Below are 11,089 nucleotides of genomic sequence, written 5' to 3' on the forward strand. Positions count from 1 at the left end.
CTGCTCCAGGTGCGCCCGTTGCTCCAGTGGCGCCAGCTGCTCCAGGTGCGCCCGTTGCTCCAGTAGCGCCAGCTGCTCCAGGTGCGCCCGTTGCTCCAGTGGCGCCAGCTGCTCCAGGTGCGCCCGTTGCTCCAGTGGCACCGGCTGCTCCAGGTGCGCCCGTTGCTCCAGTGGCGCCAGCTGCTCCAGGTGCGCCCGTTGCTCCAGTGGCACCGGCTGCTCCAGGTGCGCCCGTTGCTCCAGTGGCGCCAGCTGCTCCAGTGGCACCAGCAGGTCCTGGTGCTCCGGCAGGTCCTGGTGCTCCAGCAGGTCCTGGTGCTCCAGCAGGTCCTGGTGCTCCGGCAGGTCCTGGTGCTCCAGCAGGTCCTGCTGCTCCAGCAGGTCCTGCTGCTCCAGCAGGTCCTGCTGCTCCGGCAGGTCCTGGTGCTCCAGCAGGTCCTGGTGGACAGCATATATCACAGGTACAAGAATTACTATTATATGGGCTATGTTTATAATGAAATTGATCTATTTTCATACATTTTGATTTTTTTATATATTTCTTTTTTTTATAATTAGTCATATTTACACACACTTTCTACATTTTTGTATACAGTATGCGTGAACAAATGATGATGTTTTTAGATATAAAGAATTAGGTATAATTTTTAACATTTTCATTTTATTTAATAACAGACTTAAGAAATCCTTCATTGTGTTTAATATAGGGATTATTAGGAGCAAATGAAGCAGCAAGAGAATTATGTTTTTTAGCTTCGGGAAAATTAGATAATTTACTGTAACATAAACAAAGCTGTAAATGAGGAAGCCAAGTATAACAAGATTTATTTAGAAAAGGACTAGTTTCAGGAGTCTCTACTAATGTTGCAATTTTATACCAAGAAATCGCTTTTTCAATAAAGTTCTGTTGTAAGTATATAAAACCTAATCGACAGCAGATTTCTCCCCTTGGACCATTATATTTAAAGGAACGAATACAACTGTCAATAGCATTAGACCATTCTTTTAAATGAAGATAACAATCAGCCATTCTTCCACAAGCTTCAATATTATCTTCAGACCATCCTTTTTCATCATTTAAAAACTTCTGATACCATTCGATTGCTTGCTTATATCTGTTATGATCTTTAAGTTCATTAGCGTAATAATATTGATCTCTAGGAGAAAATTGTTGCTTTTTTGCTAATAATTCTTCATAGATTCTTAGGTTACGATCGTTGCTTTCTTTACTCTTTTTATGCACAACAAAGATATCAGAGTGAACAATAGTACCGTAAACTTCTAAAAATTCATGTACAAAACCATACCATTTAAAATTCATTTCCCTCCTAACAAGTCTGTTTCGACGTGAAATGAAATCTGGATTACCACTTTCGTCGAATGTAAGGTGATAATCCATGGATACAGCATCTATATTTGAATCTAAGGTTTGCTTCAATGCTAATAATTTCACTTTGTTTTCTTCAGTTATAATATCGTCAGCGTCAAGCCATAAAATATAATCTTTAGTCGCTTTAGAAAAAGCAAAGTTTCGTGCAGCTGAAAAATCATTATTCCACTTAAAATCGTAAATAGAATCCGTAAATTTAGTAGCAAGTTTTTTCGTTTCATCATTAGATCCTGTATCAACTACAATGATTTCATCAACTATCTCTTGAATAGATGATAGACAATTCTCTATAACAGATTCTTCATCTTTTACAATCATACATAAACTGATTGATATAAATTGATGTTCTTTCATTCTCTCACCTCCAGATTTATTTTATTGAAGCGCTCAAAAATCCGTGTTGAATTTATATATATAAGTTACACAATTTATAAAAATTCCGAGAAAATTACTTAAGGCGGCGTAAGGCGTTGTTTCTTGGAGGAAATATGAATAACAGAAAAATTAACCTTTAGGAATCATAGGTTGGTTTTTCATTTTTTAAGCTGTATATGGTATACAAATTTAGTTAACATAATCACTCTTTCCGGAACACATGAAAAAAAGAACCCCTTGGCGCACAAGGGGTTTAAAAAAGGATTGATTACAAATATATGCAGCTTTTTATACATCCTTGATTTATCAACGTTAAATGGATAAATCAAAAGCAGGAAGATGAATAAAAAGCGCACCTTTTATTCATATGCTTCAGACCCTAAAAATAGCATTTTGTACCATAATATGTTACATTTAAGACCAGACTATTTTACAAATTTCAACGTAGCAAAAAAGCAACCTCACTCTCCTATGACAAAGATGAGGTTGCTCTTTTTTTTGTTAACAAGAAAATATAAAAAGCTGTATAACAAGATACAGCCTTACATAAAAAAAACTTCTATATACTTAAATTATCTAAAAATTTCATTGTTAAACTTGGTAGAGTTTGCTATGATTAAATCAATTAAATGATCGGAAAATCGAAAAAGGCAAAGCGTGTTGTCGAAGGATTAGGGCCCTTCTTCAACCGTCCACCGTAAACACACTACGGTAAACACCTGCTTCACCTTTTCTTTAGTGTAATTCTATGTTCATTTTACGATAGAATTACATGAAAAACAAGGGGAAGTTCTATACTCTTTTATCATTTTAAAAGACGTGTTTACCAGTAAAACGGTATCACGTCTTTTTTCGTTTTCCAAAAAAGGGAGCGAATAAAAATGGCAAAAGCAAAAATTGAGATTATTGCAAGTGTAGAAACGTATAAAAACCTATCATCCTTTAAATCTATTGAAGAGCTAAATGACACAGTGCGAGCTCACGCAGAGCTTCATAAAGATAAACTAAAGAAAACCCATATTGCAGTACTAAAAGTCCTACATGGGCATTCAGCGAAGCACCTAGGGGTTTCTTTCTTAACGAAAAGAAATATTGGTAAATTGGTTGGTAAAAGTCGTGCTACTATTATTCGTGTGTGTAAGCACTTAGAGGACCTTGGCATTATTAAACAGCTAGAAATGAAACGCAGCAGTGACATGAAACAAACAAGTAACGCTATCATTATTCAGCCAGTTCAAAAAGATGAACCAGTGAAAGAAATTCATCAAATTGAAGAAAATGCAACACAAGGAAACTCAAAAATGCAACACCAAAAAAACAAAACCTTTTTAAAACAAATACATAATATTAAACATCTAAATATGAGTAAAGAAACATCTAAACGTAAACCTTATATAAAAATGGTTCCTAAAAGACTCCAACAATATCAAGCTTTCTTTGGTAATGAAACTAAGTCTCTATATGGACGTATTTGGCTTGCAATGAAGAACTTTGGTGTATCAGTTGATAAAACTATTATGCAAGAAATTGCTCATATTGCTTTTGATAAACTTGTAGATTACATAAAACAGGGACGTAACCTTTCTTCTGAAGAATTGCACAAAGTAGCTTACGCTATTGCTTATAACCAACTTTCAGAACGTGAAGACACAAAAGCAATGGCCAGCTTTGTAGATAGTTTTATTGAACGTACTAAAAATCTTAAAAACCAACCTTTACATTTGAGGGTATAAGGTATGGCCTCTTAAGCCAAAGTTCATCTTTATGGCGGTAATCTATGACTAGACTTCTTGAAAACAGATCTGATTTCAAAGTAAGATGGCCGTCGTTCATCATAGTATTCTTTAAATATATTCGTTTGCCAGTTCTTTAATTGAAGGGCTAATATAATGTCATGACGAATGAATTAGAGAGGGGGCATGACGTTATGTCTGAGACAAATAACTTTGTTTATAAAACGGGTGAAGTTTTAAAGAGGTTAGATCTCAAGGATTCTGTCTTTAAAAAGTATGTTTCTAGCCTTGAAAAAGAAGGGTATTCTTTTCGAAGAAACAATTTAGGGCATCGCCTTTTTACAGAGGAAGACATAAAAGCTTTAGAGATGTTTTTAGAGCTAATCAGTTATGACGGTATGACCATTGAGTCTGTAGCAAGGAAAATAGGGACGGCCAACAAGAAGCAAATAGAGCCAATGGGTCATGATGTCATGACTGGGAACGACATAGACGGTCATGACGTCATGACCGAAAAAGATACTAGTAGTCATGACGTCATGACGCTAGTGAATGTGCTTTTAAAAGAGCAGGAACAGCGCTTTGTAAGGATTCTTCAGGATCAAGAACAAACATTTAAAAATGAGATACAGGCTATTAAAGATAATCAAAGCCAAGAAGTTTATGAGTTAAAGAAGACATTGCTTGAAAGAATGGATGACGATGGTGGAACTGAAAAAAGAGACGAGATCCTTATTCAAGTTATGCGGGACATTAGGGAAACCAAAAAAATGGTGGCTGCTTCTCAGCAAGAAAGCAAAAAGAAGTGGTGGGAGTTTTGGAGATAATATACCAGACTAATATATAAGTGTCAGTTACAACAAAAATAAGGTGATGGAAAATGAGGATTAAATTTGAAGAGCCAGTTACACCTGAACTTATTGCCAGTACATTACAAGGGTTGATGGACGAGTATGAGGTAAGTCTTTCAAAAACGAATTTATATGTCAATTTCCGAAATGCTGATGGAGAGTTAGTGACTTTAGTAGATAGTAATGGGGATGAGATTGAAGGGGTTGTAGTCAAAAAACCAAAAACTCAAAAGCCAAAAAAGAAAGAAATAACAGACAATCTAGTTGAGTTTCCAAATAAAGAACGAGAAATTGATATTGAGTAGTATAAGAAATACAAGGTTTCAAATTGACTATTTTAGTTTGAGTAGTTTATTCAAGCTAAAATAGTCAATTTGAAACTCTTATAATTTACAATATAAATTATTCTTCGGCAGTAGCTACTTCAGCTTCTGCTTTATTTTTTTCTTTTACAACTACATCATGATGCAAAATCTTATCTTTATTTTTCCCTACATAAGATTGCAATGCCTTCGCAATCTTTTCTGCTTCTTCTTCATTTTGAATCTCAAAGTATTTCTCAAAGATCGCGCCGACTTGAATAAGTCGTCTTGTTCTTTCTTTTCTCTCTTTTTCCTTTTTACGTGCTTCAACTTGTTGTTTCTTCGCTTTCATCTTCTCAATTTTCTCTTCTAAATCCTGAAGAATCTCCTCATCTGTTCGCTTCTTCGTCATCCATCTTCATCTCCTTTTTATGTTCTCTAATGTTTGATTTGATTATATCAAAAATTGAGATAAAATGGTATCTTTAGCATAGATTCTCTCACCAGGATATGGTATAATTCCCTTAGATCAAAGAGATAAGGGCGCACTTATACATCGTACCGATGTGTGCGGTTCCTTCGGAACGAAAAGACAAAACCAAAGACCCATTCGCCTAGATGGCGAATTTCATAAAACTTATTTGCCTATCGGCAAAGATGAAACCACCATCTGACACCTTTGGTGTTCATGATGATGATTTCATTAAAAACGGTGATTAACGCACTTCGTGCTCTCATCACCTTATTCCTAAAACATAAACCCATTCTCAAGAAAGGAGGAACGAATCATGGCTATTTACCATTTGTCGATGCAAATTATCAGCCGTTCAAAAGGACAATCAGCTGTCGCTGCAGCTGCTTACCGTAGTGGCGAAAAACTACATGATGAACGCACGGACGAGCAAAAATTTTATGCTCGTGATGTACAACCAGAAACCATGATTCTGACTCCTGCTAATGCTCCAGAATGGATGAAAGATCGGAACCGTTTATGGAATGAAGTTGAAAAAATAGAGAAACGCAAAGACTCACAATTAGCACGAGAATTAAATATTGCATTGCCAATTGAGTTAAATCACGACCAACAAAAAGAACTCATTCAGTCTTTTGTCGAAAATGAGTTTGTTCAAAAAGGGATGGTGGCCGACATCGCCATCCATCGTGACGATACGAATAATCCTCATGCTCACATCATGTTAACCATGAGAAATGTAGATCAAGATGGTTTCGGCAAAAAGAATCGTGACTGGAATGCGGACTTTGCCAATGCCAAAGAAAACAATCGTGGGTACGTCAAAAATAGCGAAGGCTGCTTATCTATTCGTGAACAGTGGGCAAACTATGCCAATCAAGCACTAGAACAAGCCAAAAGTAACGAGCGTATTACGCACCTTTCTCATGAGAATCGTGGCCTTGAAGTTCTTCCAACGATTCATTTAGGCCATGTCGCACATGACATGGAGAAGAAAGGCAAACAAAGCGACCGCGGCCAAGTGAACCGTGAGCGCCAAGAGTACAACCAAGCTGTCATTGATTTACAAACTTATCGTCGTCAAAAAGAAGCACATGTACAAAAAATGAAAGAAAAAGGGAAACAATTTGCCTTTTCTACAGATATCGAAAAGACGTATATTCAAAAGGCTGCATCTCTTTTAGGTAAAAAGGTTATTTCCTTAGAAGATATTGCCAAACGCCACGAAGAACTGAGCAAAATGAGCAACCGTCATGACCCAATTGAACGCCATTTGCATACAGAACAGCAGCAATTCCTAAACGCCAGCAATTACTATGACCGTATAAGAGATTTAAATTGTGAAATTCAGCAAAATGAGGAAAAAGTAGATGAACTTAAAAAGTCTCTTAATCCGTTTAAACTAAAAGAAAATAACATGATGAAGCGTCGACATCTTGATAAAATTTCTGATCTAGAAAGTAACAAAAAAACCTATGTAAATGGGCTTGAAAGATATAAAGAATCTCTTCGTTTTTCAACGAAGGAAGAGTTCTATCAACGTTATCAAGACTTCTCTCAAAAGAAAGAGGACCGCCTGCATCAGATTAAGTATGAGAAAAAACAGATTCAAGTAGAAACCAATGTATTATTACAAGCAGAAGATGCAATTAAAAAAGTTAAAATACGTGAAGTTAGCTCTCATTATCCTGATTTAAAGACAGCTGGAAAATATTTAAGCTATGAAAATGCATTAAAACTAGAAAAACATGTAGATATGGCCCAAAAGACTCCAGTAACGTTAGATGTGATTAGAAAAGCAATTAAAAATCAAGAAGATGACCTATATAAACTAAAGAAAGATCTAAAAATCTTTCAAATGGAAAAAAATCATCTAGATAAAATGAAAAGCCAAGTTACTAGCCTTGAAAAAACAGAGAAAGAGCTCAATGAATTAGAAAATAGCCCTGGTGAAGCAGCTAAACGTTTGGTTTCAAAGAAAGCACGTCAGTACTATGATGAATTACAGCATGAAGCAAATCACTACCGAGATAACCTTAAGGAAAAAGGATATAAAGGACCAGATGATTTAAACAAGCGACAAGCCGAAATTAGAGAACTTGAGCAAAACGTAATACCAACTATAGAAAAAGACATAAAAGTCAAAGAACACGTCACAGAAATAGTCTCAGGCATCTTTGATGCTATTAAACAAGCTGTTGATACCCAAGAACAGGCACAACAAAGGCATCAACTTAGAAGAATGAGAAGTAGCAATATAAATAGATCTAAAAATCAAGGACCAGAAATTGAACGTTAATAAAAAAGGCTTGTTCGAATATAAGAACAAGCCTTTTTCTTTATAAAATTAATAATTTGAATAACCGTCACGTTTACATTTACAACCAGAATGATGATCTTTATGACCGTCATAACCATCTTTGCAGTTATTATGGCCATAATCGCCGCCTTTGTTATATCCATCGTGACCACCGTAGTTACCACAACCGCCATAATTGTTATTATAGTTCCAACAACCACATCTACAGCGACGTCTACAGCCACAACCAAAGAAATTCCAAAAACACATACATTTCCCCTCCTCTAATTGCCTTAAGGCTTATTTAGTCAACTTAAGTTGACTCTCGTTTACTAAGGGGGAACAGCCTGTACTAAGTTTTAGCATTTATTAATTGCGAATTACCTTATAGTACATACTATGAAATAAATATAATTTGGTATAAGACAACCGTTTAGAAAAAAAGCAAAGAAAATATTTTCTTTGCTTTTTTAAACGATAATAGAAATGAATTATTATTATAGCTTGTCCAATTATGCCAATGAAGGAATAGAAGCCAGTAAGCTAGTGAGAGTTTGCAAAGTATATTGAAGTAATTGAAGTAATGAAGTAATTGTTCCACCTACAACTTCGCCAACTACCGGAATAAGGGGAGTAAGAGACGAAGTAATCGACTGTATTGAAGATTGAAGTGTTTGAATTAAAGGGTTGATTATTTGTTGTAAGCTAGTTGTGGCGATGCTAAGTGGTGTATTTACTAAGTTAACTACATTTCCTAACAAGTTTTGAATAAACTGAAGTAAATTATCGTCCATACAATTCACCTCACTTTTAAAAAGATAGTATATTGTATGTTGAAAGATAAAGGTTGAAATGGACAAGCATCCATTTATATAAAAAAATAATCATTTATACCTAATCTGAAATAATCCATATGATACAGAACTATATGAATTTAAAAAAGCTTTCTATACAAATAGAGAGCTTTTTTAAATTCATATAGTCCATCATAAAATTATTTATTTCATGGCAACACTTGAGGGGGAACGGTAATACCCTCAATAGCACATAATGAGAAAGCATAAATCGTAGTTGGTGCTGTAAGACTATCTACAAAGAAGCCTATACATCCGCATATTTGGAGAACAAAAAGACTAGGCAACGGTGAAGTGTTTCCCTCGATTAATAGATTTATACTTAAGCCAAAACTACCTGCTGCTCGTAATTCTGATTCGAGTGTATTACAACAGCAAGATTTATTTGTAGAGTCATAACCACAACCACATGGATAACCGTTATTCGGCGGAATTAATGTCGTGCATGTATTAGCAAAAGAAAGAAGGAAGTCAAAAATGTCTGTAGTTGAGCCTATATTATTAATTGCACTTATACCAGAAATTTTATCAAGTTTTAATGTAGTAGGAGAGGAATTAGTTAACCCGTTTTGGAAGGTTGCAGTAGAGCAATCATTTACATTTGTAATGATTTGATTAGGAATGAGACTTGGAGTTATAGATGTGCTATTTACATATACATTAATTAATTTATCTAATGGAGAAATTATGGTAGACTGTGCACTTTTCACTCTGTTTAATAAATCAGCTAATGAGGCTGTACAGCAATCACAGCCTGTAGAACACCCTTTATTATTACAGTCTTCTTTCTCTCTTTTCTCACACTCCCATTTTTCTTTTTTACCACATCCACACTCTACGGTCACTGGGACAGTTACAGGAACACTGACTGTGACACCACTGACTGTTACAGGGGTTGAGATGGTTTGACTATTATTTAATGGAGAACTATTTGTATGGCCACCAATGGATTGATCTCCTTGTGTTTGATCACCGTGTCTTTGAAGTTGAAATTGATCGCCTAATGTTTGTGTTTGTTCTTCATCTTGGGTTTGAGTTTGACCTTCTAAGGTTTGAACAGGATTTTGAGTGTTTGTTTGGATAGGATTTGTTGTTGCGGTCTGAATAGTCTCTGGATCAGAAGTGAGAGTAGCTGTTTGTTCTGGTGCTGGACCTGTTATTATAGGGTTTTGAGTAGTTGTTTGATCTTGTTCTATAACTGAACCTTCTTGGGTAGGAGTTTGGATGTTGTTTTGATCTTGTGTTTGTTCTTGATCAGGTCCCACTTGAGTCGGTGTCTGATTGTTGTCTTGTTGTTGGGTTTGCTCTTGGTCAGGACCTTCCTGAGTAGGAGTTTGGTTATTGTCTTGTTGCTGACTTTGTTCCTGATCAGGTCCTTCTTGAATCGGACTCTGAACAGATTTTTGATTCTGTTCTTGACAATTACAGGGAAAAGTCATACATGCCGGGCAATACTCATGTTCACAATTACAGTCATCACATGTACTATAATCATCGTATTTTGGGGTTTCTATTTTCTCTTTATACTGTTTACATCTTCCCCGTTTTTTCAGTTTATAATGGTTATCTGAAGACATTCTCTATCGCTCTTTCTTTGAACATATTTACCTATTTAAAATCGGCTCTTATACCTTATTCCTACTAACGGTAAGAGGTTCGCCTATTATATTGATATATATTACATACATCTTTTAGACTAAATACCTTTTATATACACATGAATTTAAAAATGCACTTACTATGAATTGAACTAAAAAACACCATTATATGTTTGGTTTTTTCAGTTAACATAAAACGGCTTCTAGGTAGCCATAAAGACAAAATAAGCTACAGATAAAGACATCTTTCGCCAAGTTAGTATGTTAGTGTGAAGGAAGAAACAAATAAAATAAATTATTTGGTCTCTTTGCACTTGAAAATTCCTCATAATGGGAAGGGGTACATTTCTCTATGAGCATAACCCAAATAAAAAAAATGCTTAGCACTCTAATTGAATATGAAAATAGCTCTATTACACATACCATACCTGATTTGATTGAATTAATATATGATAAATTATCTAGAACCTTTCAAATCACTACACTCATTGATGGACACTCTTCGCCATATTACAATATAGATTCTGCTTGCCATGCTTTATATATAATTTTAAATCCTATAAAAAAATACAATAAGTATCTAAAAAATAAAACGTTCACCTAAGTAAAAGATAAGCACTTTATTTTTTAGATATTTGCAATCCTTTTAACCTAATTAAACTGTTCATTCTAAAGGAGTGAATTCAAATACACACATTGTTTAAATATTAGTATTAAAGAATACATTATACGCTCCGTTTGATGAAGGAGTAGGGTTCGAATATAATGAAATAGCGTCATCAACAGTCACTGGGTTTCCTGGAACATTACTAGTCCATGTAACTGTAGCTGGTGCTGCAACATAAGGCCCCGAGTTTGAAACAAACACAGGTTGTGGTCCTACACTAGTAGGACGAACAGCAAATTTAAAAGTTCCACTTGTTGTCGCAGTTACTACTAATGAAATAGTAGATATAATATTACCCGGCGCGGGAGCTGCAGCGTTATTAAACACATTTGAACATATTTGAAAATTGTAGGTTCCAGGTGATAAATTATTGACAAATATTGATGCCGAAAACCCTACTATACTACCTGCTCCACCTGTTACATAAGGTATTGTTTGAGAATTGGAACCTGGAGATCCAGCTACCCTTTGAAAACCTGTATTAACCCCACTAAATAAAATAACTTTTGTATTACCACCAGGTGCGCCCGTTGCTCCAGTGGCGCCAG

10 protein-coding genes and 1 pseudogene are annotated in these 11,089 nt (G+C 35.5%); 4 read left to right on the forward strand and 7 right to left on the reverse strand.

The features are described 5' to 3' along the window. Positions 1 to 562 (reverse strand): hypothetical protein (locus AC1VNJ_RS26525; protein ID WP_482641604.1); only part of this gene is annotated, 562 nt, incomplete at its 3' end. Positions 563 to 661: 99 nt separating this feature from the next. Next, entirely contained in the window at positions 662 to 1,744 is a 1,083-nt protein-coding gene (locus tag AC1VNJ_RS26530) for a tetratricopeptide repeat-containing glycosyltransferase family 2 protein (RefSeq protein WP_482641605.1), read from the reverse strand. A 902-nt stretch (positions 1,745 to 2,646) separates the two neighbouring features. Between AC1VNJ_RS26530 and AC1VNJ_RS26535 the strand changes: the two genes are divergently transcribed. From AC1VNJ_RS26535 to AC1VNJ_RS26545, 3 genes are all read left to right on the forward strand, one after another. Then, the gene (locus AC1VNJ_RS26535; protein ID WP_482641606.1) at positions 2,647 to 3,498 is read left to right on the forward strand and encodes a helix-turn-helix domain-containing protein; all 852 of its coding nucleotides are present in this window, start codon (positions 2,647 to 2,649) and stop codon (positions 3,496 to 3,498) included. 161 nt (positions 3,499 to 3,659) lie between these two features. After that, entirely contained in the window at positions 3,660 to 4,325 is a 666-nt protein-coding gene (locus AC1VNJ_RS26540; protein WP_482641607.1) for a DUF3967 domain-containing protein, read from the forward strand. A 53-nt stretch (positions 4,326 to 4,378) separates the two neighbouring features. Next, positions 4,379 to 4,654, forward strand: a complete 276-nt coding sequence (locus tag AC1VNJ_RS26545) for a hypothetical protein (protein WP_456363375.1) — start codon at positions 4,379 to 4,381, stop codon at positions 4,652 to 4,654. A gap of 97 nt (positions 4,655 to 4,751) precedes the next feature. Here the strand turns inward: AC1VNJ_RS26545 and AC1VNJ_RS26550 are convergent, their stop codons facing one another. Continuing rightward, entirely contained in the window at positions 4,752 to 5,063 is a 312-nt protein-coding gene (locus AC1VNJ_RS26550; protein WP_482641608.1) for a hypothetical protein, read from the reverse strand. 376 nt (positions 5,064 to 5,439) lie between these two features. Between AC1VNJ_RS26550 and mobQ the strand changes: the two genes are divergently transcribed. Next, entirely contained in the window at positions 5,440 to 7,422 is a 1,983-nt protein-coding gene (gene mobQ, locus AC1VNJ_RS26555; RefSeq protein WP_482641609.1) for a MobQ family relaxase, read from the forward strand. Here the strand turns inward: mobQ and AC1VNJ_RS26560 are convergent. The 4 genes and pseudogenes from AC1VNJ_RS26560 to AC1VNJ_RS26575 all read right to left on the reverse strand — a co-directional run. Further along, positions 7,419 to 7,586, reverse strand: a complete 168-nt coding sequence (locus AC1VNJ_RS26560; RefSeq protein WP_482641610.1) for a hypothetical protein — start codon at positions 7,584 to 7,586, stop codon at positions 7,419 to 7,421. The two genes, mobQ and AC1VNJ_RS26560, sit on opposite strands and share 4 nt — an antisense overlap. Before the next feature lie 348 nt (positions 7,587 to 7,934). Further along, complete coding sequence (locus AC1VNJ_RS26565; protein WP_482641611.1) at positions 7,935 to 8,216, reverse strand: hypothetical protein; 282 nt, start codon at positions 8,214 to 8,216, stop codon at positions 7,935 to 7,937. 209 nt (positions 8,217 to 8,425) lie between these two features. Next, positions 8,426 to 9,853 (reverse strand): hypothetical protein, encoded by a 1,428-nt coding sequence (locus tag AC1VNJ_RS26570; RefSeq protein WP_482641612.1) that lies wholly within the window; start codon positions 9,851 to 9,853, stop codon positions 8,426 to 8,428. Positions 9,854 to 10,574: 721 nt separating this feature from the next. Then, positions 10,575 to 11,089, reverse strand: a pseudogene (locus AC1VNJ_RS26575) (hypothetical protein); the annotation flags it as partial.

The organism is Priestia sp. 3CA3, from assembly GCF_056836725.1.